21 protein-coding genes are annotated in these 23,924 nt (G+C 43.7%); 11 read left to right on the top strand and 10 right to left on the bottom strand.

What is annotated here, in order from left to right:
* Positions 1–157 precede the first annotated feature (157 nt).
* A complete protein-coding gene (locus tag ACOOEY_RS10485) occupies positions 158–3,466 on the bottom strand; it encodes a WD40/YVTN/BNR-like repeat-containing protein (protein ID WP_420384660.1) in 3,309 nt (1,102 codons plus the stop codon).
* A gap of 184 nt (positions 3,467–3,650) precedes the next feature.
* Between ACOOEY_RS10485 and ACOOEY_RS10480 the strand changes: the two genes are divergently transcribed.
* The 8 genes from ACOOEY_RS10480 (at position 3,651) to ACOOEY_RS10445 (ending at position 11,385) form a co-directional block, all read left to right on the top strand.
* Entirely contained in the window at positions 3,651–4,700 is a 1,050-nt protein-coding gene (locus ACOOEY_RS10480) for a PA0069 family radical SAM protein (protein WP_420384659.1), read from the top strand.
* Between the two features lie 98 nt (positions 4,701–4,798).
* Positions 4,799–6,763 carry an alkaline phosphatase family protein gene (locus ACOOEY_RS10475; RefSeq protein ID WP_420384658.1) on the top strand — a complete coding sequence of 655 codons (1,965 nt, stop codon included), beginning with the start codon at positions 4,799–4,801 and terminating at the stop codon, positions 6,761–6,763.
* A 152-nt stretch (positions 6,764–6,915) separates the two neighbouring features.
* The gene (locus ACOOEY_RS10470) at positions 6,916–7,449 is read left to right on the top strand and encodes a GNAT family N-acetyltransferase (RefSeq protein WP_420384657.1); all 534 of its coding nucleotides are present in this window, start codon (positions 6,916–6,918) and stop codon (positions 7,447–7,449) included.
* Positions 7,449–8,315, top strand: coding sequence for an ATP-grasp domain-containing protein (locus ACOOEY_RS10465; RefSeq protein ID WP_420384656.1), 867 nt, complete (start codon positions 7,449–7,451; stop codon positions 8,313–8,315). Before ACOOEY_RS10470 ends, ACOOEY_RS10465 begins: the two co-directional genes overlap by 1 nt.
* Positions 8,312–9,208, top strand: a complete 897-nt coding sequence (locus ACOOEY_RS10460) for a hypothetical protein (RefSeq protein WP_420384655.1) — start codon at positions 8,312–8,314, stop codon at positions 9,206–9,208. Before ACOOEY_RS10465 ends, ACOOEY_RS10460 begins: the two co-directional genes overlap by 4 nt.
* 8 nt (positions 9,209–9,216) lie before the next feature.
* The gene (locus ACOOEY_RS10455; protein WP_420384654.1) at positions 9,217–9,759 is read left to right on the top strand and encodes a GNAT family N-acetyltransferase; all 543 of its coding nucleotides are present in this window, start codon (positions 9,217–9,219) and stop codon (positions 9,757–9,759) included.
* A gap of 34 nt (positions 9,760–9,793) precedes the next feature.
* Positions 9,794–10,645, top strand: a complete 852-nt coding sequence (locus tag ACOOEY_RS10450) for an ATP-grasp domain-containing protein (RefSeq protein ID WP_420388624.1) — start codon at positions 9,794–9,796, stop codon at positions 10,643–10,645.
* Positions 10,642–11,385: a class I SAM-dependent methyltransferase gene (locus ACOOEY_RS10445; protein ID WP_420388623.1), complete on the top strand. Its 744-nt coding sequence runs from the start codon at positions 10,642–10,644 to the stop codon at positions 11,383–11,385. Before ACOOEY_RS10450 ends, ACOOEY_RS10445 begins: the two co-directional genes overlap by 4 nt.
* On the opposite strand, the gene ACOOEY_RS10440 is transcribed toward ACOOEY_RS10445, so the two are convergent.
* The gene (locus ACOOEY_RS10440) at positions 11,386–11,922 is read right to left on the bottom strand and encodes a GNAT family N-acetyltransferase (RefSeq protein ID WP_420388622.1); all 537 of its coding nucleotides are present in this window, start codon (positions 11,920–11,922) and stop codon (positions 11,386–11,388) included. It lies immediately after the preceding gene.
* Positions 11,919–13,463: a glycine--tRNA ligase gene (locus ACOOEY_RS10435; protein WP_420388621.1), complete on the bottom strand. Its 1,545-nt coding sequence runs from the start codon at positions 13,461–13,463 to the stop codon at positions 11,919–11,921. The genes ACOOEY_RS10440 and ACOOEY_RS10435 overlap by 4 nt, the downstream gene beginning before the upstream one ends.
* A gap of 136 nt (positions 13,464–13,599) precedes the next feature.
* Here ACOOEY_RS10435 and ACOOEY_RS10430 point away from each other — a divergent pair, with 136 nt between their 5' ends.
* A complete protein-coding gene (locus ACOOEY_RS10430; protein WP_420388620.1) occupies positions 13,600–14,142 on the top strand; it encodes a DUF2911 domain-containing protein in 543 nt (180 codons plus the stop codon).
* On the opposite strand, the gene ACOOEY_RS10425 is transcribed toward ACOOEY_RS10430, so the two are convergent.
* A complete protein-coding gene (locus tag ACOOEY_RS10425) occupies positions 14,143–16,068 on the bottom strand; it encodes a cation:proton antiporter (protein WP_420388619.1) in 1,926 nt (641 codons plus the stop codon).
* A gap of 141 nt (positions 16,069–16,209) precedes the next feature.
* Here ACOOEY_RS10425 and ACOOEY_RS10420 point away from each other — a divergent pair, with 141 nt between their 5' ends.
* On the top strand, positions 16,210–16,692 hold the full coding sequence (locus ACOOEY_RS10420) for a hypothetical protein (RefSeq protein WP_420388618.1): 483 nt from the start codon (positions 16,210–16,212) through the stop codon (positions 16,690–16,692).
* Positions 16,693–16,799: 107 nt separating this feature from the next.
* Here ACOOEY_RS10420 and ACOOEY_RS10415 read toward each other — a convergent pair whose 3' ends face one another.
* Both ACOOEY_RS10415 and ACOOEY_RS10410 read right to left on the bottom strand, forming a co-directional pair.
* Positions 16,800–18,161 carry an amidohydrolase family protein gene (locus ACOOEY_RS10415; RefSeq protein ID WP_420388617.1) on the bottom strand — a complete coding sequence of 454 codons (1,362 nt, stop codon included), beginning with the start codon at positions 18,159–18,161 and terminating at the stop codon, positions 16,800–16,802.
* Positions 18,162–18,172: 11 nt separating this feature from the next.
* Positions 18,173–19,384 carry an alpha/beta fold hydrolase gene (locus tag ACOOEY_RS10410; RefSeq protein WP_420388616.1) on the bottom strand — a complete coding sequence of 404 codons (1,212 nt, stop codon included), beginning with the start codon at positions 19,382–19,384 and terminating at the stop codon, positions 18,173–18,175.
* Between the two features lie 302 nt (positions 19,385–19,686).
* Between ACOOEY_RS10410 and hemH the strand changes: the two genes are divergently transcribed.
* The gene (hemH, locus tag ACOOEY_RS10405) at positions 19,687–20,706 is read left to right on the top strand and encodes a ferrochelatase (protein WP_420388615.1); all 1,020 of its coding nucleotides are present in this window, start codon (positions 19,687–19,689) and stop codon (positions 20,704–20,706) included.
* 36 nt (positions 20,707–20,742) lie between these two features.
* On the opposite strand, the gene ACOOEY_RS10400 is transcribed toward hemH, so the two are convergent.
* The 4 genes from ACOOEY_RS10400 to ACOOEY_RS10385 all read right to left on the bottom strand — a co-directional run bounded on the left by ACOOEY_RS10400 (position 20,743) and on the right by ACOOEY_RS10385 (position 23,896).
* Positions 20,743–21,045, bottom strand: coding sequence for a hypothetical protein (locus ACOOEY_RS10400; protein ID WP_420388614.1), 303 nt, complete (start codon positions 21,043–21,045; stop codon positions 20,743–20,745).
* Positions 21,045–22,184 carry a cysteine desulfurase family protein gene (locus tag ACOOEY_RS10395; protein ID WP_420388613.1) on the bottom strand — a complete coding sequence of 380 codons (1,140 nt, stop codon included), beginning with the start codon at positions 22,182–22,184 and terminating at the stop codon, positions 21,045–21,047. Before ACOOEY_RS10395 ends, ACOOEY_RS10400 begins: the two co-directional genes overlap by 1 nt.
* Positions 22,185–22,194: 10 nt before the next feature.
* Positions 22,195–23,580, bottom strand: a complete 1,386-nt coding sequence (gene glmM / locus ACOOEY_RS10390) for a phosphoglucosamine mutase (RefSeq protein WP_420388612.1) — start codon at positions 23,578–23,580, stop codon at positions 22,195–22,197.
* Between the two features lie 85 nt (positions 23,581–23,665).
* Positions 23,666–23,896 (bottom strand): hypothetical protein, encoded by a 231-nt coding sequence (locus ACOOEY_RS10385; RefSeq protein ID WP_420388611.1) that lies wholly within the window; start codon positions 23,894–23,896, stop codon positions 23,666–23,668.
* Positions 23,897–23,924 lie beyond the last annotated feature (28 nt).

Below are 23,924 nucleotides of genomic sequence, written 5' to 3'. Positions count from 1 at the left end.
CAGAAAATTGTAATTGGTGTCATTTTCTGATGAAAAGCTTAGGTTATCGACAAAAAATGGTTCTCTCCCAGAGCCTGAAGGTGTCATATTATCAGGAAAATCCAAAGAAAAAGGCCTCGATTTAAAAACCGAGGCCTCTTCACTAATTCCAATCTTATTATTTTTTCCAATCAGGCAGTGAACCTGGCAGCAATGGTGCTCCCATATTGCCTAACTTACTATCCATGGCTTCAAATTTTGGTTGAAGCGCCTTCACGGAATTCAAAACCGGAGCAAACTCATCGGCAGCTATCTCATAGTTTTTCAGAGATGTTCCTGTCACATTAGAGAGAGAGCCAAAGATATCGAATGCAGCATTTTGAGCTCTCTGTCTCATGCTGTAAGGTTGGTCTTTGTCTAAACGACCGATGTCTGGATCACCATTCATGGCTATGTTAGCGGCTTCGACTTCTTTTTCCAATGCTTCAATTTCAGCCAGCAGATCCAATGATTCCTGTATAGGGAAGGCTTTTGCAGCGGCCTTATAGTTAGTGATCTTGCTACTCATTTCGGAAAGTACGGATCTGGTAGCATTCATGGCAGAAGAAAGAGCGGCAGCCTTTTTCTTGAAGTCGGCCATCGCAGCCCAATCATCGGCAGGAAGAATTCTATTGTCCAGTTCAGACACTTCGAAACTAACTCCTGATACCAGTTCACTCAACTCTCCTTTAGTCACCTGACTAAGGCTTACAGTGTATGTTCCCGGTACTACGTAAACTCCTGATGATCCCAGGCTTGAGCTTGGGTTGGCCTGACGAGCATTTACGGATGAGAAGTTCATGTAGGTCATATCCCATACGATCTGGTTCATCCCTTTTCTAACAGGACTTCTCAGTTCACTTACAATATCACCCGTGGCATCTTTGATTGTGAATACAAGGTAAGAGGCAGGTTCATTCTGCTCAACCTTATACTCATCTAAGGTTGGGTAAGGAATAGTCTCGCCATTTTTAAAAGCCTCGGACTCTCTTTTCTGACGCTCGGCTTTTAGGCTACTTACGCCATCTTTCAGATAGTATTTAATAGTTACTCCTGTTTCCGGATTCGGAGCAGAGTAGTGCATTTCACCCTGGAAGCCGTGCTCTCTTGAACCCAAAGAACCAAGCGGAGTCCAGGTGTTGAACATTTTGCCTTCAGTAATGGCAAAAATATGTGCGGCCTTTTCAGGAAGCTCAGGAGTCAATTCACGCATGGCACTGTAATCATCCAGCACATAGAAGCCTCTGCCGAAGGTAGCTAGTACCAGGTCGTTTTCTCTTTCCTGAATGGCCATGTCACGAACGTTGGTAGTTGGCAAACCGGATTTTAAGGCTTTCCAGCTTTCTCCACCATTCAATGAAACATGTACACCATATTCGGTTCCGGCAAAGAGGATATTCTGATTGACATGATCCTGCTCTAGGGCGTAAACTGCACCTTCCGGCAGGTTATTGCTGATACTTCTCCAACTTCTTCCCTTGTCATTACTGACATATACATAAGGCTTGAAGTCACCACTTTTGTGATTATTGAAGGCAGCGTAAACCGTATTTACATCATGCTTGGAGGCAATGAGATCATATACATAAGTGTTTTCAGGAACACCCGGGAAACGGTTAATCTTGAACCAGTTTTGACCACCGTCTTCAGTTACGCTGATCTGACCATCATCAGAGCCAACATAGATGAGACCTTCCTGCAATCTCGACTCATCGAGAGAAACACCCGCTCCATAGCGAGAGGTTGAACCGTTTTTGGCAACAGCATCCATCGGCCAGACTTTACCCATTACAGGCAAAAGGTTTCTGTCAATGTCCTGATCCAGCTCACCACTGATCACTTCCCATGAGTCACCTCTGTCAGTACTTTTGAACAGCTTATTGGCGGCATAATAAAGGGTTTTATGATCATGTGGGCTTACCATTAATGGAGCATCCCAGTTAAAATTGTATTCTTCCTCTCCTTTTTCAGGTCTTGGAATAATGGTTACTGATTCGCCACTTTTTAAATCGAATCTCGAAAGACCACCATTCTGATATTGAGCATATACAATGTTAGGATCTTCCGGGTCCGGAACTGACTCGAAGCCATCACCCCCCTGCGTTACAGTCCAGTCAGAGCTGATGATTCCGTGTGCAGAAATCGTCTGAGAGGGACCATGAAGGCTATAGTTATCCTGCGTTCCACCCATAATGTTGTAGAATGGCTCGGCATTGTCTACCGATACCTTGTAGAACTGAGTAACAGGAATGTTAGTGAAGAACTTCCAGGTTTTACCCTGATCGAATGACTCATATACACCACCATCACAACCTTCCATCAGGTGCATTGGGTTTTTCGGGTCGATCCACATGGCGTGGTTATCCCAGTGTTTACTTTGCTCGCCCAGTTGGCTGAAAGTTTTTCCACCATCCTCGGTTACCATAGTAAAGGTGTTGAGCGAGTAAACTCTATCCGGGTCAACCGGGTCTGCTACGATCTCCTGATAGTAGTTACCACTGGTCGTATGACCACTCATCTTTTGCCATGAGGCACCACGGTTAGTGCTTCTGTAAAAACCACCCTGTCCGTTCTGCGCTTCTACAATAGCATAAATGATTTCCGGGTTGGCGGGAGAAATATCCATTCCTATTCGGCCTTTGTCTCCGCCAGGAAGCCCTCTGTTGATTTTTTCCCAGCTGGCCCCTGCATCAGTTGATTTGTAAATGCCTGACTCAGGTCCACCACCCAGGTAAGTCCATTGGCGTCTTCTTCTTTGGTGAGCTGTAGCATAAAGCACATCCGGATTTCTCGGGTCCATGTGTACTTCGTTCACACCAGTGTGCTCGCTAATCTCTAGCACCAACTCCCAGCTTTCACCACCATTAGTGGTTTTATAAAGTCCTCTGTCGCCTCCACTACTCCAAAGCGGACCGGTTGCGGCAACATAGACCACATCAGAATTTCTTGGATCAATGGCGATCATGCCTATGTGCTCAGAGTTTTTCAGGCCCATATGTTTGAAGGAAGCTCCTCCATCGATGGACTTATAAACCCCGTCACCATAGGATACTGATCTTTGGTTGTTGTTCTCTCCGGTTCCTACCCAAATCACATTATGATTATTAGGGTCCATAGCCAGAGAACCAATAGAGTAACTTCCATAATTATCAAATATGGGATCGAAGGTGGTTCCGGCATTGGTGGTTTTCCACACACCACCGGCAGCGGAGGCCACATAAAACTCACTTGGATTGTCAGGGTTAACTGCGAAGTCTGCAATTCTACCTGAGGTAAGAGCGGGCCCTACACCCCTGAATTTGAAGTTGCTGAGAGAGATACCATCCAATGGATCCTTCTTGCTTTCTTCAGCATTGTTTCGATTTCTTCTTTGCGCCAGTGCTTCCGGAGCCGAAAGGCCACAGAAGATAAACACCACCAACACCATCATTTCTAGTCGTATTCTCATCGTTGATTTCGTTTGATTCAGATTTGAATGTTGAATTCAAGATAAGTGATCCCTGCTAATATTTGCTGACGCCCATCAAAAAAGCCACTCTCAACAAAATTTAACTAGTGCACAACTTTATTTCAGCCAACCATAATATTTAGCCAAATACTACATATTTTAGTGATACTAAAAATAATAGAACATGATTAAGGGGCGAGGCGCACAGATGCAGGTGAAAAACCGGTTTTTAATGTATGAATATGTGAAGGAACACCTGGAAGGTATTGATGAGTATGATGAAGGGGCTCCCCCGACCAAGTACGTGCGCATTTTTCCCAAAACGATTGTGAATAAAGTTACGAGCCCTGACGTGGGTATGGACTTTTCATTAAACCCTTATCAGGGTTGTGAACACGGCTGTATTTATTGCTATGCACGAAATTCTCATGAATATTGGGGCTATAATGCTGGCCTCGACTTTGAACGCGTGATATTATATAAGGAGAATGCACCAGCTTTGCTGGAGAAGTACTTTCAACAACCAAAGTACCAACCGGCCACTATTGTGCTTTCGGGAAATACAGATTGTTATCAGCCCATTGAGCGAAAACTGGGGATTACCAGAAAGTTGCTGGAAGTATTTCTGAAGTATAAGCATCCTGTGGGCATGATCACCAAGAACGTATTGGTAACCCGCGATGCAGATATTGTCGCTGAGCTGGCCAAAGACAACCTAGTAACCATTATCTTTTCTATCACTACCCTGGATGAAAAAGTGAGGAGGAAGCTGGAGCCCAGAACTGCGACCACTCAACAAAAACTCAGGGCTATTGAACAGCTGAGCAGACTAGGCGTCAACTGTAATATCATGATTGGTCCGGTAATTCCTGGATTAAATGACCATGAGATTCCGGCTATTATGGAAGCCGCTTCAAAAGCGGGAGCCAGAAGTGCAGGCTTTACCATGGTTCGGCTCAACGGTCAGATTGCCCAGGTTTTTGAACACTGGGTGGAACAGGCATTTCCGGATCGGGCTGAAAAAATACTCAACCAGATTAAAGGGGCTCATGGAGGGCAGTTGAATGACAGCCGCTTTGGCACCAGAATGAGGGGAGAAGGAAATATGGTGGAGTCAGTGCATCAACTTTTTAGTCTCAGTAAAGCCAAATACTTTGCTAACAGAAGCCTTAGGCAGCCATTACGAACTGATTTGTTTGTGAAGACTAATCGAGGGCAGATGGGTTTGTTTTGAAGATGAGCTATAAATGGAAGATTTATAGCTCATGAATTGGTGTTTTCCTGAGCTATAAATTTCATAAATTCATTGCTCGTATTTATAAACCTTACACAATGAACACAAACACAAACCGGGTTTTCGATCATGTTTTGATTATCATGTTCGAGAACCAGTATCGGAGCTATGTGATGGACAATCCATATTTCCGCTCACTTGCCAAACAGGGAATAGACATGGCCAACTACTTTGGCGTCATGCACCCCTCACAAACCAATTACATTTCATCTATTGCAGGAGAGCTCTGTAATATGACCGATGACGACAGGCCTCCTAAACTGCTGACTCAAAGGACCATAGTTGACCTGATAGAAGAATCTCCCTATCGGTTAGATTGGAAGGCATATATGGACAGTTACATTCCGCAAAACCAGGCCTGGTCTTCCGACCTGGTACCTCAGGATGAGTATCCCTATATGATTAAGCATAACCCCTTTTCTTCCTTCTGCAATATTGTGCACAATCAGCAGCGATGGAACAAGATTCAAAATGAAGCAGATCTGTTTTCAGACCTGTTGAACGGGATCTTGCCAGCCTATAGCTGGTTTACCCCCAATATGTGGAATGATGGTCATTACGTAGATGGGACTAATCCGATTGCTATACCCGCTGATAAAAAGAAACAACCCAAGGAAAGAGCCCCTAAACTGGTAAACCAGGCAGCGGAATGGCTGGAAGGCTTTTTTGGTAAACTTAACTTCCCGGGGCCTGACTCCCATTTACCACCTAATACATTGGTGGTGGTTACTTATGATGAGGCTGATTTTGAAGCACTCTACGATAAACCTCAGGAGAAAAAGTATTTCTATGACGGGCCAAACCAGATTTACACCGTATTGCTGGGTGATATGATTGAACCCGGAGCTGTAGCTTATGAAGGGTATAATCACTACAGTCTGATCAAGACCATAGAGCATAATTTTGGACTGGGTTCTCTGGAAAAGAATGATAAGGAGGCGAACTGGTTCAAGTTTCTTTGGGGTGAAACCTTTATCTGGGAAGCTCCGGAAGAAGTACCCATTAAGACTCAAGGCCCTCTGGCCTCTGCAGGGTATAAGGATACGCTATACCTGGTTTTTTCAGATGAAGACGACCAGTTGAATTACACTACGTTTGATGGAGATTATTGGGCTGAATCAAGACTAGTCGGTGCCGGGAACCTTAGCACTGCCGCTATGGCTTCAACTCCTACTTTGCTTTCTCTCGCAGCAGTTGACAAGAAGGGGGAATTGTCTATCCATCATTATACAGAGTCAGCGGGTTGGTCAGTTGCTTGTCAGGCTTTGCAAAAAGGGGTGAGTAAAGTGACAATGGCTGCGATTGATGGCGGTAACCGGCTCATGCTGGCCTATACGAATCAGAATGGTGACCTCTATTCTATGGTGACGGATGATCAGGGAGCATGGCAAGCTGCGGTGAAGGTTGGATTCTCTACAGAAGGAGAGATACAACTAGGCGTTTTAGGACCATCTGTTTACCTGATATTCCAGGATACCAGCACGCATCAAATGATGGTTTGCTCTTACAATACTGCAGATTTCAATGTGGTTACGCTTGACAAATCAGCCTATAATGGTCCTCAGAGCAATACGACCAAGGATAAATGGTCGCCCAATATTTTTCCGGTGGCCCATTTCTCCTATGCTGCCTATCCGGGAACACCTAAGCAAAAGGAGCCCGTCACTCAACCTTACGAGGGCACCGGAGCGATGGCCTGTGCTACACTCGATGGAGTCATGCATCTGTGTCATAATGGTGTCAGTAATGAGCTAATACTAACAGAAGAATTTTCTATTCACGGAATTATGACGCCTGAGCAGCCTATTTCTTATGATGTGAATCAATCAGCTACAACCAACTCTGGTTATGGTACACTGGCACAAGCCGGCTGGTCAGAGCAAACCGCTATTACCGGAGCTTACAATGCAGGCCCGGCCTCTATGAGCCAGGTGAATGGAGAACTCTTGTTGATTTATACTGATAAACATGGTCACCTCAGTTTGGTGAGAGGCGGATACTGATTTTGTCTTTCTTAAAGCAACTTTGATGGAGGTGTAACTCATACATCTCCATTTTTTATGATCCGTTAGACTGAACTGTAGTTGATATCCTTGTCGGGAAATTGATATATTCCCGTATCAGCCAAAAGACCAAACTTAAATTAACCAGAAGCTTGTATCAGGTAAAGGAGTTAACTGACCTTAATCGATTAGATGAGATTTTTCGGTTGCGTGTTGTGGCATATGAACATTCTGATCAGAGGCAATACATCAACAGTGAAACTTACCCCCAAGGATTCTATGATGATCTGGACAAGAAGAGCCGTCATTTCATAATTGAAAATGAGGGTCAGATTATCGCTTGTGCCCGATTGATCAGCTTAGAATCTCTTTCTCAAATACCCTACTATAACCTGAATTCACAGGCATTGCCCATTGGTTGGTCCCCGTTTTGGTACTATTCCAGAATTGCCATTCACCCGGATTTCATGAAAATGGGACTTTCATTATTGATCGATGAATACATCATCAATCAGCTTAAAGGACAAGAGTTCTATCTGGTTATCCTGGCTAAAGTCAAAACCCAGTACTATCGGGAAAACCATGGCTTCCGGTTAGTAGAGACTATAACTGGTTATGACTCTCCAGACTACCCGTTTTCTAAGCAACGACCTACTGAATTACTCATTAAGAAACTCTCAGAATAATGTCTGCCAAATTCTTTTGCCTCTTTAATTCTGTGTCGACAGAAAGCCATAATGTTGAAGACAGGCTGAAACTATTAGATAAAGGATGCCAAAAATTGGGAATTGAGTTTGTTGTTCTCGATCAGGCCAAGTCAGACTTTTCTAGGCTTCCTGTTCCAACCGAAAACGATGGTCTTTACAACTGTGCAAGGGGCAGTTACCTACTGGAATATGCTTTGTTGAACCCACGGGTAAAAACTTTTTACAGAAGCTATAACCCTAATTCAATTAAGGACGATAATGGTATGTTGCAGGCGGCACTTACCATTCAGAACATATCAACCCCCAAAACTATTTTTTGTGGCACCAGTGACAGAAAGTTATTAAAAGACTATGCCAACTACCTTGGAGGCTTTCCATTAATACTGAAAACCTATGGAAAGTCGGGAGGATTAGGAGTTATGTCTGTCGATTCTTTATCTTCGCTTTATAGCCTGGCCGACTATCTGGTTGCTGAAGATGTTGCTTTTCAACTAAAAGAATGGATAGAAGCCGATTCGGTTGAGCGCGTTACTGTATTAGGTAATCGGGTGCTTTATACCATCAGTAGGGCTGTAGGACTTGAGGACTTTCGTACCGACTATTTCAAAAATCACAATGAGCTAATCTCTTTGGATAAGGAGAGTGAGCAGTTAGCGATTCAGGCAGCGCATGCCTGCAATTATAATTTTGCAGGGGTCGACCTGATTAGGAGGAAGAGCGATGGAAAGACATTTATTCTGGAAGTCAACTTCCCGCAAAATTTTGCTCCACATGAAATAGATTTTAAAACCAATTGCGCGGAGGAGATGCTTAGATGGCTTTTCCTTCAAACTAAAGTCCAATGAAAAAATCAGTTGCTGTACTCATTATTGTCCTGTTGGCGGTTAATAATAACCTCACAGAATTTCTGGTGAGCAAGGGGTATACTTCCTCTGTAATCATGCTTTTTAAAGGTTCCCTGGCCTGTGTCGTGACCATCGCATTAATGATTATTTACAGGGAAAAGCCCAAAATTAAAAACTTCAATCTTCTCTTTGTTAGGGTTATCATGGGTGCGGTAAGTATATGGCTGTTTACAGAGAGCTATGAATACCTTTCTGCCGGCTCTGTTGCCCTGGTTCAAAGAATGGATATTGCCTTTTTGGTTTTACTCGCTTATTTGAGTGGGAGAAAGTTGAATAGTCTGCAGTTCTATCTTTCAGTCTGGACTATAATCATCTTGCTGTTCTTTGCTTTTGATGCCAGGTTCAACGATGAGGATCCTGTCGGATTCATTTATGCACTAAGTGGCGTATTGGTTTATTCCGCTACGATTTTGATCATTAAAAGCCAGACGACTTCCGAATCAAAATATACCATTGCGCTTTCCTTTTCTTTCAGTTCAGTTTTGGGTGGGTTCATCATTGGCAGTATCAACGGAGAGACTTTTTCTCTGATGACAGATCTGGACATGGGCTATTTCCTGGGAGGAGCTGGTATTCAGGTAGCCATGGTATTCATGAGCCTGGGGCTATTAAAGAGTTTTAAAGCAGAATATGCCCGATTGCCTTATGTCTTAGGTGCTCTGGCCACATTTATTCTGGAAATGATACTGGAAGGAAAAATCTTCAACTTTAATCAGATTGGACTCACACTCATCATTATTGGGTTAATGCTCACTATTTGTCTGAATCCTCCATCCCCAAAAATCATCAAATGGCAGGTCATTGGTAAGCAGGGTGCGGAAAGCGATAATTGATTGCAACCATGAAAGTTGAAGTTTCTTATGGTGAAGAATATCTGGATCGAATCGCCAGGTTTAGGGTGAGATGCTATGAAAATTCGGCCTATGCCGAAAAAGTCAATTTTAGAACCTATCCTAATGGACTAACAGACGAACTGGATACCAGAAGTAACCATTTCCTTGTTTTGGAGGGAGAAAATCTCGTTGGTTCTGCCAGACTCACCCTTCTGAACAGTATTTTGGAAATTCCCTATATACAGGAGTTTAATCGGCCGAATGAGATTGATGTGCGGGAGCCTTTCTGGTTTTATTCCCGCCTGGCAGTTGATCAATCTTATAGAAGGAAAGGTGTTGGTCGCTTACTAGACCAGAGCCGTTTTGATTTTATGCGCAACGACAAGTCTAAGGCTTGTGAAACCTGGATGATTGCCAAGGGATGGCGATTGCCGCAGCTAATTCAATGGGGCTGTGAAATTGTTCAAAGCAGGGAACAGGATACTAACTCTATATATCCTTTCTCTATCACTGAAACCATATATCTGCTGAAAGCCGGTTTAAACCAATGAAGAAGACCCATTTTAATCTTTCACATAGAAACCTATGAAGAGTAAATTCTATTGCTTGCATGAGGGGTATTACGAAGGAGTGGCATTACGCCTTCAGCAGTTTGAAGAAGCCTGTAATAGGAAGGGGGTCGTTTTTTGTGCTATCGACAGCCTTCAGGCAGACTATAGTGCACTGCCTGAACCAGGAGTTGATGACTTGCTCTACAACTCCTGCAGAGGAAGTGAAATGCTTGAAGACCTGCTGCTGAATAATGAGGTAAAAACTATCTATCGGCAGACACCATCTCTTAGGCCTCATAATGTAGATACAATACCATTTTCACTTCTGCTAGACAAGCATGATATTAAAGCACCTAAAACCATTTATAAGATCAATAGGAATGACTCTTATCTGAAAAAATATGTGGAAGTACTGGGAGGCTTTCCCATCATTCTTAAAACCAGATCGAGTACCAGAGGGATTGGCACCATCAAGGTTGAAAGCTGGCCTTCATTAATTTCTACAGTAGACTATTTAACCTCAATCGGACAGGAGTTCATTATGCGGTCTTTTATCAGAGCCAGGAGAGGTTGTCGTTTGATTGTATTGGGAAATGAGGTGATTGCTTCGGCTGTTTTTCGGATGCAGGAAGGTGATTTTAGAAATGCCGCTACTCCGGGAGCCCCCGTGTATGAGTCTATGAACTTGAGTGATCAACTGAACAATGAGGCCGTAAGAGCATCGCACCTCGCCAATTTTGATTTCTCCGGGGTCGACTTTTTAGAGGATGAAGAGGGTAACTTCTTTCTTTTGGAGGTTAATAATCCTACCGGATTCAGTGCATTGATAGATGTATGTGGCGTTGATATTCCTGGTAAACTATTAGACTATATGCTTGAGAAATGAGTCTTGAAAGAACCTATGATGGTAACTATCTGGAAAGAGTATCCAGAATGTTTGCTTCATCCAAAGAGCTGGGTTATCAATGGTTGAGCCCCGGGGCTGGAGAAACCATTTTAGATGTAGGTTGTGGTATTGGGCTGGATGCTATTGAATTCTCCAATACTGGTGTCAATGTAGTGGCAATCGATGCGGATGAATCATTTATTAAAGAAGCCAAACAAAGGCATGCAACTAATCAACGCATTAACTTTCTGGTGGGGAATATATTCTCATTGCCCCTGGTAGATCATAGCATTGATAAAGTTTGGGTAGATCGGGTTTTTCAGCACTTACCAGACCATGACCTGGCACTGAAAGAGCTTAATCGAGTATTGAAGCCGGGAGGAAAGCTGTTCCTGATGGATACTTATTATAACAAATTGCTCTTGAATTTTCGAGACAGTACTTCAGGAAAGCATCTTATCGACTACATGATAAGAGAAAGATTCCCATACTCCTTAGCCTTAAGTGAACTACCGGTAAATATGGAAATATCGGGCTTCAGCATACTGAGGCAGGGAATTGAGTATCATCGTTTTCTGGGGACTGACCAGGTCCATGAGCTTTTTCGTTTTCATAAACTAATGTCGGAAATGAGGAGGAAAGATTTGATCAGCAAAGAGACTTTTGAAAACTGGGTCAGTGATAAGGATGTTGAGCTTCAACTACCATTGGGCTGGATCTATGCTGAAAAACGATGCTGATTACTTCAAGGCAAGCATAACGAAATAGAAGTCGTCATTTTTGCCTAGAACCTGCCAGCCCGCCTTTTCATGTACTGGCATTTTGGGATTTTGCAGAGAGACTATTGAGAAAATAGCATCATAACGACTGTTCACGCTCTCTTTTAGAAAAGCCGTTAGCCGACCAGAAATACCCATGCCCTGGTACGCTTCTTTGATAGCAATCTGTGCGCGGGGGCAAACTCTTTCTTTTCCAGGCAATAGAGCTTTTAAATGTTGTCGGTAAAGTCTTGAAGTAGGATTGTTGGAGAAGTTGTCTACCAGAAAATATCCAACAACTTCCTTTTCCTGGTAGAGTGCTACAGCAATATCTTCACTTTCAATGATTCTAAGCAGGTCTTCTTCGGTATAAGCTGTACCAAATAGAAAGCCATTAACGTTTTTGCCTTCCGGGTCAAATGCTGACAACCAGGTGCTGGCAATATCCAGCACAGCACTGATATCAGTGCTGTTTCCTGGTCTAATACTTATGGAAGTTTGAATGGATTGGTTTTTCAAAGCTTCTTTAGAAGAGCTTCCAGTGCACAATTCTCCTTCAACTTGCTTTTCAACTCATCGATAGACACTCTGATCTGAGACAGGTCATCTCTATCCCTGATCGTTACCGTGTTGTCTTCCAGGGAATCGTAGTCCACAGTTACACAATAAGGAGTACCAATAGCATCCTGTCTTCTGTAACGCTTACCAATGGCATCTTTCTCATCGTACTGGCAGTTGAAGTCAAATTTCAGGTCAGCCAGTATTTCACGGGCTTTTTCAGGTAGACCGTCTTTCTTTACCAGTGGAAGTACTGCCACTTTGTATGGCGCTAAAGCAGCCGGTATTTTCAGTACGGTTCTTTCGCTACCATCTTCCAAAGTCTCTTCGGTGTATGCGGCAGACATAATGGCCAGGAACATACGATCCAGACCAATTGATGTTTCAATCACATAAGGTACATAAGATTTGTTCTCTTCGTGATCGAAGAACTGTAGCTTCTTACCCGAGTGCTCCTCATGGGCTTTCAGGTCGAAGTCGGTTCTTGAGTGAATACCTTCCAGCTCCTTGAATCCCATTGGGAAGTTGAATTGCACATCGGTAGCCGCATTGGCATAGTGGGCCAGATTGATATGGTCGTGGAATCGGTAGTTGTCATCACCTAATCCCAGGGCCTTATGCCAGGCAATACGCTGTGCTTTCCAGTTTTCATACCAGGTCATTTCTTCACCCGGCTTCACGAAGAACTGCATTTCCATCTGTTCAAATTCTCTCATTCTAAAGATGAACTGACGGGCAATAATCTCATTTCTAAAGGCCTTACCTATCTGTGCAATACCAAAAGGCAGCTTCATTCTACCCGTTTTTTGCACGTTTAGGTAGTTCACGAAAATACCCTGAGCTGTTTCTGGTCTTAAGTAAATCTTACTTGCTCCATCAGCTACAGAACCCAGTTCAGTAGAAAACATCAGATTGAACTGACGTACATCTGTCCAGTTTTTAGATCCTGAAACCGGATCGGCAATGCCCAGTTCCTCAATTAGGGCTTTGATATCGGCCAGATCACCTTTTTCGAGGCTGGTTCCCAGTCGGTTTTCGATTTCATCTATCTTGGCCTGACTCCTCTGTACATTCGGGTTGGTGGCCAGGAATTGTTCTTTATCAAAAGCATCACCAAAACGCTTTTCAGCCTTGGTTACTTCTTTTTCAATTTTGGCTTCGTACTTGGCAATGACCTCTTCAATCAATACATCGGCACGATACCTCTTCTTTGAGTCTTTGTTATCGATCAAAGGATCATTGAATGCATCTACGTGACCGGAGGCTTTCCAGGTAGTAGGATGCATAAATATGGCAGCATCGATACCTACAATATTCTCATTGAGCTGTACCATAGCTTTCCACCAGTACTGCTTAATATTGTTCTTAAGCTCAACCCCATTTTGACCATAGTCATAGGCCGCTGCTAAACCATCATAGATCTCGCTGGAAGGGAAAATGAAGCCATACTCCTTTGCATGACTGGTAATTTTCTTGAGCAGATTATCGTCATTTTGTGCCATGCCGCAAAGATATGGAAATCACCTTCAACAAAACCAATGGGAATTCAAAAATGAAAAACATCATTAAACCTATAAATCCGCAGAATTCGGACGTTTTCTGATAGCAGCTATTTTGAATTGAATATATTTACAAGGCATGAACAGACGAATTCTGTACATATTCGGAGCAATTTTGTTTGCCACACTCATTATTGTGGGCTTCAACCAGTATCGATTGTACCAGACCAAACAGTATAGTCCTGAGGAAACTGCGGAGTACGTCAATTCCGATATTGCTATCAAGGTATTCTATAACAGGCCATCGAAAAAGGGGCGTATGATCTTTGGCGATTTGGTTCCTTACAATCAATGGTGGAGAACCGGGGCCAATGAGGCTACTCAAATTGAGTTGACGAGGGATATTCGGTTTATGAATGGAGAAGTACTGCCTGCCGGAAAGTATTCTCTGGTAACCATTCCTAATCCTGATCGCTGGCAGGTAATTTTTAACTCTGAAATTCCCGATTGGGGCACAGAGTATTATCCCGAATTCAATGTTTTGACGGTTGAAGGAGAAGTGGAAAAGTTACCTCAGACCGTTGAGGTATTTACCATAGACTTCACCGAAGAGAACGGTCAGCCGCAACTCACTATGGCTTGGGATGATACCAAGGTATCTGTTCCTTTTACCGTCCTTTGATTACCTGTCGAACCTGAGGGCTACTTCCTGTAAGCTATCCAACGATCCTACTACCGTTAAGATATCCCCAATTCTCAGCCTGGTATAACCATGTGTAATCAGGGTTTGACCTTTGCGTTTGACAGAAAGAATAATGATGTCTGAAGGCAACCTCAGGTCGCGGAGGGCCAGACCTCTCATGTCTTCGTTCATGACCGCAATATCCATGGTGTCCTGATCTTCCTGCATACCCAAAAGTAGAGTTGCCGCTTGCGGAGAACGTACCAGGTGGTCCATCAAACTTACCATAGCTGTTGATGGATCTACAATGAGACAATCGAGCTTATGGAAGGCATCGAAGTTTTCACGGTCATCAAGTCTTACCACAATGTCCTTGGTACCCACATGGGTATAAAGGGTCTCTGCAATGGCCAGGTTTTCTGGGTCAGTGAGGGTGAGTACAACAGCCTCGGCCTTTTTGATGTCTAGTCCTTCCAGCGTTTTCAGGCTGAAGTCATCTACCAGATGAATGCTTAGACCGGGATAATCAGCAGGATCTACATCTTTTCTTCGGGTGATGATTTCAGCTTCCCATCCATGCTCCTTCAATTGCTTGGCCAGTGCAAGTGATTGGGATTCAAAACCGATAATGAAGGCATCCCGCACCCCATCGAAATGAGGAGTTGTGGCTCTCAAGCGGGCTTCACCCACCATGTTGATTGACCACTTGAACAATGGTGGTCCTACAAACTGGTTGATAACAATCACCGCTACTACCGTTGTCTGAAATTCATTTCCCCATTCCGGAAACTGATTGGCGACTACGGTTGCCAGACCAAGACCAACACCGGCCTGGGTAACAAAAGGCATCCAGCCAATACGCTGAAAGAGGGCCGGGTCTCCTGAAAGTTTGCCTCCGATCAGTGAGCCCAGAATCATGGTGATCAATCGTATAAAGAAGAGCATAAAAGCCACTCCTATTAAAGCAATCAAGGCATCGAGAGAAACATTAGCCCCTGTTAATGTGAAGAAACAGATGTATACATAAGGGCTGAGTTCTTCCAGTATTTTAATGAATTCCTGACGGTATTTGGAGTAGTTGGTAACTATAAAACTACCGATGATACAGATTAGCAGTGGCTCCAGGTGTAATGTCTTTCCAACCCAGTCAATTGAATTGGCTTCAATAAAGTGATTTAATAAATAGACTGAATAACCAATGAGTAATAACAGTGCTGCCTTAATGTATTGGTGCATGTGCCAGCCAAGCATCAGAGTAAGCAATTTTCCCACTACCCAGCCCAGGCCGAAAGAGGCGGCCAATTCTCCAATAAGAATGAGGAGGAAGCTGAGTGTAAATGGATCTCCATTGACCAGTGTAATGGATACGGAAAAACAGATGGCAAAGAGGAGAATGACTAAAAAGTCTTTCACTACAGTTACCCCCATAGCCATTTGCACAAAAGGCCCTTTGGCGCGCATTTCCTGAATTACGGCAATCGCTGATGCCGGAGAACGGGCCACAAAAATGGAGGCCATCAACACGGATATAGCTCCCTTGGCAGCGGTCGACAGGTCGGCCATAAAGGGTATGTATTCTGCGAGGAAGTAGATTAACAGACCACTACCAACAAAGGTCACAAACAGCTGACCGAAGGTCATCCACTTGATACTCTTTAGGCGGCTTCTTAATTCTTTGAGGTATAACTCAGCGGCTGCTGCGAAGGCAATGAATGCCAGAGAGATGTCATTGATGAATTGCAGACCATGACTTGTGCCTTTAGGCAACAACTTCAATACGAAAGGTCCCGCAAACAAACCTATAATCAACAGGCCGGTAATTAAGGGAAGTTTAAGCTTCTGAAAGAATATGGCAATCTGATTCGCAGCAACAGCTACAATAGCAAAGCCTCCCAGAAGTATTAATGTCTGTTCAAATTCTAGCATCAGGGTCTACAAAAATACAAGGCAATCTGAAAGATAAGAGAGAATTATTGTTATCCGAATAAAATACAAGGTATCTGATGACCGAAAGGTTCAATTAAACCTTCAATCCTTAAAATCATCAAAGAACCAAACAGCAGCGAAATGAAAACATTTATTGAAACAATTGTGATAGCCCTGATGGTTTTGATGAGCCAGATGGCGATGGCACAGCAGGAAGAGAAGACTCTGCTGAGAACGGAACAGATAGCGGCAAGACTTGGTCTGTCTGAAGCGCAAAAGACTGAGCTTGATGCTCAATTGAAAGCGACACAAAAGGAGAGGAAGGAAAGAGCTGAGCAGTTCAGAAAGTTGAGAGAGGAAATGAGGAGAGATGCTTTTGTAGAGCGTCAGCAGCAAAGAGAAGCCCTTGAGTCCATACTAACTCCTGAGCAGTTAGAGCAGCTAAAAGCATTGAAAGCGGAGCATGGTGATAGAATGAGAGAGAGGTTTAAAAACCGAAGAGGAGATCAACGCTTCGATAGACAAAGAGTAGAAAGGTTTAAGAATCAGCGCAGAATGATGATGAAGCGCAGATTAGGAAAAGGACAGGAAGAAGGGACGGACAAAAAAGATGGAGGCAATTAAGCCTCCATTTTTATTTTAATGTCATCCTGAATTGAGTTCAGGTGTGGTGGATGAAGTGGAGATCCTGAAACAAGTTCAGATTGACGGTTAGGTTGACAGTATAAATATCACTTCCAGTCATTTTCATCTTTCGGCCCCATGGTACCTTCCACACTTTTCAATAGCTCAGCGCTATTGTACTTAACTCCTCCTTTTACCACCCAAATTACATGACGAGTGTTTTTGATGTCTTGCAGAGGGTCACCTGTAATGACGAAAAGATCACCTAATTTGCCAACATCAATACTGCCCAGTTTATCGCTCATTCTTAGTGCTTCCGCACCATTGATGGTGGCTATACGGAGCACATCTGTATTGGGAATACCTATGGCATTGAGGGCTTCCATCTCCCTGTGAGAACTGAATCCGGGAATATATTCTCCCACTGATGGATGGTCTGTTCCCAGAGTGATTTTTCCACCCATATCATAATATCGTTTTACAGTCTGCTTCTTTACATCGAAGATTTTCTGGAACATGCCCAGCTCCTGCCGGGTCTCTTTTGTGATCTCAAAGGCATATGGGGTGAGGTATTTTCTTTCATTATGCCATTGATCATAGTATTCATTTCTGTGACCGTAGTATCCATAGGCCGTAAGGGTAGCATCGAAATAGACATTATGTGCAATGAACCACTTAATCTCTTTGTCGATTTGCGCCAGCGTTTGTGGGTTGCTTAGGTCAAGGTTTTGCAGGGAGGCATAGGCTGAAACAGAATCGGGGAGCGCATCTCCTCCCAGAAAGTGCTCAATGCGATCAATACCCATGCTGATGGCATCTCTTGGGTTAACAGAGTTTCTAAATCCTGAATCCAGGTGTCCCGTTACGGTTAGCCCATGTTGATGTGCTCTTTCAATCAGCGCCTGTAACAATACAGGGTTAATTCCCTTGGCTTTAAAGCCTGCAGCACCCAGTTCGGCCCATTTGTCTACCGTGGCATATACATCTTCAATGGTTGTACTTCGGTCCCAGGCCGGAAAGGCTGTACCGAAATACGGGCCTGAGCTATGTATTCTGGCTCCAATTTTCTCTCCCCTGTTAATGGCTCTTCTGGCTTCCAGCATTAATTCAGGCTGGATTTCTCCTCCCGGAAAGGTAGAAGTAACACCATTGGCCAGGAAGATAACTGGGTTGGCCTCCACTTCATCTCTTCTTACCCCATCAAAAGTTACCCGGTAGTGGGCATGCAGATCGAAGATGCCTGGTAATATGAATTGATCGTCTCCCAGTACAAGTACTTCGTAGCCTTCGGTATTGGCCAGGGATTGGTTGACTGCGACAAATTTTCCTGATTTAATAACTATGCCCTGGTTGGGAATCATTCTACCTGAAGGCGTGTCGAAGTAATGTCCCCCTGTTATATAAAGGTCTTGAGCAGAGAGGCTGCTCATAGCCACAGAAAGTATGAGCAGGATGAATAGCTTTTTCATAAGATTGAAGATTACTCTTTTAAGGTAGTATTAACTTTCAATCCATTGGTCAATGTTTTATGAACGGGGCACTTGTCGGCTATTTCCAGAATACGTTGTCTTTGCTCATCGGTTAAGTCTCCGGTGAGTTCAACATAGCGATCAATAAACTCCAGTTTGTCTTTTTCACCGAGTCCGGTCGCATCTTCTGCATGTCTTTTTTCCCGGGTTAGATGGACCTTTACTTCTTCTAATGGCCACTTTTTATGATTGGCATACATCCGGATGGTCATGGCAGTACAGGCACCCAGACCTGAAATCAATAAGTCATACGGAGTTCCTCCCAGGTTAGTGCCACCAAGGTCTTCCGGCTCATCAGCCAATAAGAAATGACCATTGGCCATAATTTCAGTTTGCAAGCCTTTGTCAGCTTCATTGCGAACCACAACCTGCTCTTCGGTTTTGAGATCATCTGCCGGTTCAACCTTAATGTATCTCGATGCCCAGGCCGCTACCATTTGTCCCGCATATTCGGCATCATCTCTATTGGTGAGCAGGTGGTCTGCCCCATCAAGTGAGATATAGCTTTTGGGGTGCATGGCTGAGACATAAATCTTTTCGGCATTTTTAATGTCTACTATCTCGTCCTGTGGAGAGTGCATCACCAATAAGGGCCTTCTTAATTCTTTAATGACATCAAGCTTTTCGTATTCTTCCAGATCTTCCACAAACTGTTTGGTAATGGTAAAAGGCCTTCCTCCTAAAGAAACCTTTGCTTTGCCCGAAGCTTCGATTTCTTCCAGCGAGCTTTGGAAGAGGTGCGTGACATGAACAGGATCGGCCGGAGCGCCTATGGTGGCAATGGCTTCAATATGCTTTAATTGAGCTGCGGCCATTAATACTGCAGCTCCTCCCAAAGAGTGACCCACCATGATTTTAGCTTCACCATAGTTTTCCTTCAGGTATTCTGCCGCGGTAATGAGATCGCTGACATTGCTGGAAAAGTTCGTGTCTTCAAAGTCTCCCTCGCTTTCGCCAAGTCCGGTAAAGTCGAAGCGAAGCACAGCTATCCCCTTTGAAGTAAGGCCTCTACTGATATGGGTGACTGCGATAAGGTTTTTAGAACAAGTAAAGCAATGAGCGAATATGGCGTAGGCGTTTACTCTTTTGTCTACTGGCAACTCCAGCCTCGCGGCCAGCATTTGCCCTTCCTTGTTTGGAAACTTAAGCTTGATGGTTTTCATAGATTACAAGTTAACCTTTCGAGGGGTGAAATTTGTTCCATACGGGGTCAATCAGCCGACAGTCAATGGTAATACTAAGGGTATTCAATATTTACACTGTTTAATAAGCAACTACCTTACAATGCACTCTCTACAAAAGGGTCAAAAGCTCAGGATTGGAGGAGATGACTGGATTAGAGCCTTATTAAGAGTGTAATAGATGGGAAGCTGTCTTCGGGCAGCTTCTTTTGTTTGTTCTTTTTCCTCCCCCTTTTCAAAAACAAATATCTTTGCCCCCGGTTTCTTCTGAAGAACAATTCGATATGTCGAAAAATAAGACTGGAGTATTGCTGGTAAACCTGGGCACCCCCGATAGCCCTGCTACTGGTGATGTGAGAAAATACCTAAAGGAATTCTTAATGGATGGCAGGGTAATCGATATCCCTGTAATTCCTCGCACCTTGCTTGTTAAAGGAATAATTGCTCCTTTCAGAGCACCTAAAAGTGCTAAGGAGTATGCTAAGCTTTGGGAAGACAGAGGTAGCCCATTGAAGTTCTACGGATATGATGTCCGCGACATGCTCCAGGAGAAGTTGGGTAATGATTATCAGGTGGCTTTAGGTATGCGATATCAAAGCCCAAGTATTGAAGAGGCTTTAAATGAGTTGAAGGAAGTGAATGTATCGCGGATTATCGTGATTCCATTGTTCCCTCAATATGCCTCTGCTACTACCGGATCAGTTTCAGAAAAGGTGAATACCATTGTGAATCAGTGGCAAATCATTCCTTCAATTACCCATATTAACCAGTTTATGGATCATCCTAAATTCATTGAGGCCTTTGCTGCTAATGGTAAGGAGATGATGGATAAGCAGGAGTATGACCATGTGGTTTTCAGTTATCATGGCGTGCCGGAAAGGCATATCAAAAAAGGTTCTGTCGGCAATCAATGTCAGCTGGGAACATGTTGTAATGCATTCCATGAGAGAAACCGCTACTGCTACAGAGCTCAGTGTTTTTATACCTCAAGGCTTCTGGCAGAGGCCCTTGGTCTGAAGGAAGAAGAATACACAACTACTTTCCAGTCGAGATTAGGGAAAGATCCTTGGATTCAACCGTATACTGATGAGTTTTTGAAAACCTTGCCTGCCCTGGGTAAGAAAAAGGTACTGGCTTTCTCGCCTGCCTTTATTGCTGACTGTCTGGAGACTACACTCGAAGTAGGAGAAGAGTTTAAAGAGGAGTTTCACGAAGCGGGTGGTGAAATTTGGGACCTGGTGCCCAGCCTGAACGATTCTCCGGTTTGGGTAGATTGCCTGGAAGATTTAGTGAAAAAGGCTTAATACTCTCCACAATCGGTCTTCTCCGATTGATGATAGTTAGTTAGCCGGAGAAATCTGTTCGATACGGATCAGGTTCAAACTGCCGTTGCAATTGGCTGTTTCTGACAGTAATTCCACTTTGGCATAAACCTGTAATCCATCAACCTGATAGCTTGGGGGTAAATAAGATGGTTTATAGCGGGTTCCATTAAAGGAAATGAGCCACTCGCAGCTTTCGAAGCCTGCTTCATTGCTCACATCCTCAATGACAGCCTCTACTTCAATCACATCAATATCCGAGTCTGAGCAAGCAAAACCTGCCAGTGTCAGGAAAATGAAAATGACTGTTTTTTTAATCATCAGGCCATTACAGGAGAAAAGATCTCAACCAGTTTGTCAACAGTATAGTCTACTTCTTCAGCAGTACTGTATTTACTAAAAGAGAAACGTATTCCTTGTCTGTCCGGATCTGCCTTGATACCATTTAATACATGCGAGCCTGTATTGGCTCCGCTGGAACATGCACTGCCACCGGAAGCAGAAATACCATTAATATCCAGGCTGAACAACAACATGCCATTGTTTTCATGTGGAGGGAAGCTTGCATTGAGTACTGTATATAAACTTCTGGCAGGGTCAATGTCTCCGTTAAATTGAATGTCAGGGAAGTTTTCTCTCAGCTTGATAATCATTCTGTCCTTTACAGATTGAATGTGTTTTGTATGCTCGTCCATATGACTGTAGGCCAGCTCAAGGGCTTTGGCCAGTCCTATGATTCCATAGACGTTTTCAGTTCCACCTCTGTGGTTTCTCTCTTGTCCCCCACCTTCAATGAATCTTCCAATCGATCTGCTTTTACATACTCTGAGGAAGCCAACACCTTTCGGTCCGTGGAATTTATGGGCGGCACCCACCACAAACTGACACTTCAAAGACTTAAGGTCATGCTTGAAGTGACCCATAGTTTGAACTGTATCGGAATGGAAGGTAGCACCATACTCATCGGCCATTTCACCGATTTTCTCAATATCGTTCTTAGTACCTATTTCATTGTTGGCGTGCATAATGCTTACCAATGAATTAGGATTGTTTTTCATTAACTCTTCCAGGTGGTCCATATTAACATGGCCCAGCGCATCCAGCTCCACGTAGCTTGCCTTTACTTTGCCTTGTTCCACCAGCTTTTCAACAGTGTGCCCTACAGCATGATGCTCTATGGAAGTAGTAATGATGTGGTTGATTCCATAAGCGTCTACCATGCAGCGAATAGCAGTATTGTCTGCTTCTGTACCACCAGAGGTAAAGAAAATCTCACCGGGAACAGTATTCAGTAGTTCTGCCACCGTTCTTCTGGCGTATTCAATCTTGGTTCTCACTTCCCGGCCATGGCCATGGGTTGAAGATGGATTACCATACATGTCGAGCATGAGTGGCTTCATGGCTTCAAACACCTCTGGATCAAGAGGAGTAGTGGCTGCATTATCAAAATAGACTCTCATGATTAAAAAATTAATTAGCTACAATTTCCCTGATATCAGACATGATTTTCTGAGCCAGGTGCTCTGCGGTTGCCGCTGATTCTGACTCTGCATAAATTCTGATAATAGGCTCTGTATTCGACTTTCGAAGGTGTACCCACTCTTTGTCGAACTCTATTTTTACCCCATCAACTGTATTGATGGGCTGCTTTTTGTATTGCTCTTTCATACGAGCCAGCACCTTGTCAACATCGATCTCAGGAGATAGCTCAATCTTATTTTTAGAGATATGATAGCTTGGGTATTTAGCCCTCAACATCGATATCCTTTTGCCGAATTTAGCCAAATGTGTCAGGAATAAGGCAATTCCTACCAATGCATCTCTACCATAGTGAAGTTCAGGGTAGATAATACCTCCATTACCTTCACCACCAATCACGGCATTGATTTCTTTCATTTTCACTACCACATTCACCTCACCTACAGCCGATGGTTCATAAACACAACCATATTTTTCGGTTACATCACGCAAGGCTCTGGTAGAAGAAAGGTTAGAAACGGTATTTCCTTTGGTTTGGCTCAATACATAGTCAGCAACAGCTACCAAGGTGTACTCCTCACCAAAAACATTACCTGATTCGTCAACGAAGGCCAGGCGGTCTACATCCGGATCTACCACAATACCCAGATCATACTTGCCACTTTCCAACACTGAGCTGATTTGCCCAAGGTGTTCAGGGAGTGGTTCAGGATTATGGGGGAAGTGTCCGTTAGGCTCACAATATAAAGGCTCAACCTGCTCAACACCTAGAGCTTTTAACAGGGGAAGAACAGAGATACCTCCGGTTGAATTAACCGCATCGACTACTACTTTGAACTTTGCTTTTTTAATGGCTTCCACATCAACCAATGGCATAGCCAAAATCATTTCAATGTGTTTGTCAATGTAGCTGTCGTTGGTAGTGACTTTACCCAGCTTTTTTACTTCAGCAAATTTGAAGTTGTCTTGCTCGGCAATTTCCAATACCTGTTGGCCATCGTCACCACTGATGAATTCACCCTTGTCGTTTAGCAACTTGAGGGCATTCCATTGTACAGGGTTATGGCTGGCGGTGAGAATGATTCCTCCTCCGGCATTTTCTAAAGGGACAGCAATTTCTACTGTGGGTGTAGTAGACAAGCCAAGGTCTACCACATCGATACCTAATCCGATCAAGGTGGAAGAAACAAGATCGGAGATCATTTGTCCTGATGGACGGGCATCTCTTCCGATAATGATTTTTTTCTTTCCTGTCTTTTCAACTACCCATGAACCAAAAGCAGCTGCAAACTTTACAGCATCTACGGGAGTGAGGCTCTCACCAACTGCTCCACCTATGGTTCCTCTAATTCCTGAAATTGATTTAATCAGTGTCAACGTCCTATATATTTGGCCCCGACAAAATTAGTAAAAAGCCCCTAACAAAAAGGCCTTTTCGAATGCTATGTATGAGAGGTTGGGATTATTTAAACTTGGCGAGCACCTTATCTACTTCGTTGTCAGGATTTCCACAAGATTCGCCCGGCTTTACATCTTTACCGCAAAAACCACAACGAACACCTTCCTTATTCAGAAATGGACTCTGAGAAGCACAAGTGCCTTTGAATTCACCATTTTTCAGAAGCAGAAGTCTTACCGACATCCCCACGAAGAACAGCCCTACTAAAACCAGTGTCAGAATTAACGTTGTCATATCGACTTATTTGGTGCAAATTTAATAT

The organism is Roseivirga sp. (genome assembly GCF_965216855.1).
GTDB lineage: Bacteria > Bacteroidota > Bacteroidia > Cytophagales > Cyclobacteriaceae > Roseivirga.
The sequence above is the reverse complement of the archived record's forward strand: the minus strand, read 5'-3'. Positions and strand labels throughout refer to the sequence as shown.

Coding starts and splice junctions, on each gene's coding strand:
- ACOOEY_RS10485 (WP_420384660.1), bottom strand. CDS start 3,466: ATGAGAATACGACTAGAAATGATGGTGTTGGTGGTGTTTATCTTCTGT.
- ACOOEY_RS10480 (WP_420384659.1), top strand. CDS start 3,651: ATGATTAAGGGGCGAGGCGCACAGATGCAGGTGAAAAACCGGTTTTTA.
- ACOOEY_RS10475 (WP_420384658.1), top strand. CDS start 4,799: ATGAACACAAACACAAACCGGGTTTTCGATCATGTTTTGATTATCATG.
- ACOOEY_RS10465 (WP_420384656.1), top strand. CDS start 7,449: ATGTCTGCCAAATTCTTTTGCCTCTTTAATTCTGTGTCGACAGAAAGC.
- ACOOEY_RS10460 (WP_420384655.1), top strand. CDS start 8,312: ATGAAAAAATCAGTTGCTGTACTCATTATTGTCCTGTTGGCGGTTAAT.
- ACOOEY_RS10455 (WP_420384654.1), top strand. CDS start 9,217: ATGAAAGTTGAAGTTTCTTATGGTGAAGAATATCTGGATCGAATCGCC.
- ACOOEY_RS10450 (WP_420388624.1), top strand. CDS start 9,794: ATGAAGAGTAAATTCTATTGCTTGCATGAGGGGTATTACGAAGGAGTG.
- ACOOEY_RS10445 (WP_420388623.1), top strand. CDS start 10,642: ATGAGTCTTGAAAGAACCTATGATGGTAACTATCTGGAAAGAGTATCC.
- ACOOEY_RS10435 (WP_420388621.1), bottom strand. CDS start 13,463: ATGGCACAAAATGACGATAATCTGCTCAAGAAAATTACCAGTCATGCA.
- ACOOEY_RS10430 (WP_420388620.1), top strand. CDS start 13,600: ATGAACAGACGAATTCTGTACATATTCGGAGCAATTTTGTTTGCCACA.
- ACOOEY_RS10425 (WP_420388619.1), bottom strand. CDS start 16,068: ATGCTAGAATTTGAACAGACATTAATACTTCTGGGAGGCTTTGCTATT.
- ACOOEY_RS10420 (WP_420388618.1), top strand. CDS start 16,210: ATGAAAACATTTATTGAAACAATTGTGATAGCCCTGATGGTTTTGATG.
- ACOOEY_RS10415 (WP_420388617.1), bottom strand. CDS start 18,161: ATGAAAAAGCTATTCATCCTGCTCATACTTTCTGTGGCTATGAGCAGC.
- ACOOEY_RS10410 (WP_420388616.1), bottom strand. CDS start 19,384: ATGAAAACCATCAAGCTTAAGTTTCCAAACAAGGAAGGGCAAATGCTG.
- hemH (WP_420388615.1), top strand. CDS start 19,687: ATGTCGAAAAATAAGACTGGAGTATTGCTGGTAAACCTGGGCACCCCC.
- ACOOEY_RS10400 (WP_420388614.1), bottom strand. CDS start 21,045: ATGATTAAAAAAACAGTCATTTTCATTTTCCTGACACTGGCAGGTTTT.
- ACOOEY_RS10395 (WP_420388613.1), bottom strand. CDS start 22,184: ATGAGAGTCTATTTTGATAATGCAGCCACTACTCCTCTTGATCCAGAG.
- ACOOEY_RS10385 (WP_420388611.1), bottom strand. CDS start 23,896: ATGACAACGTTAATTCTGACACTGGTTTTAGTAGGGCTGTTCTTCGTG.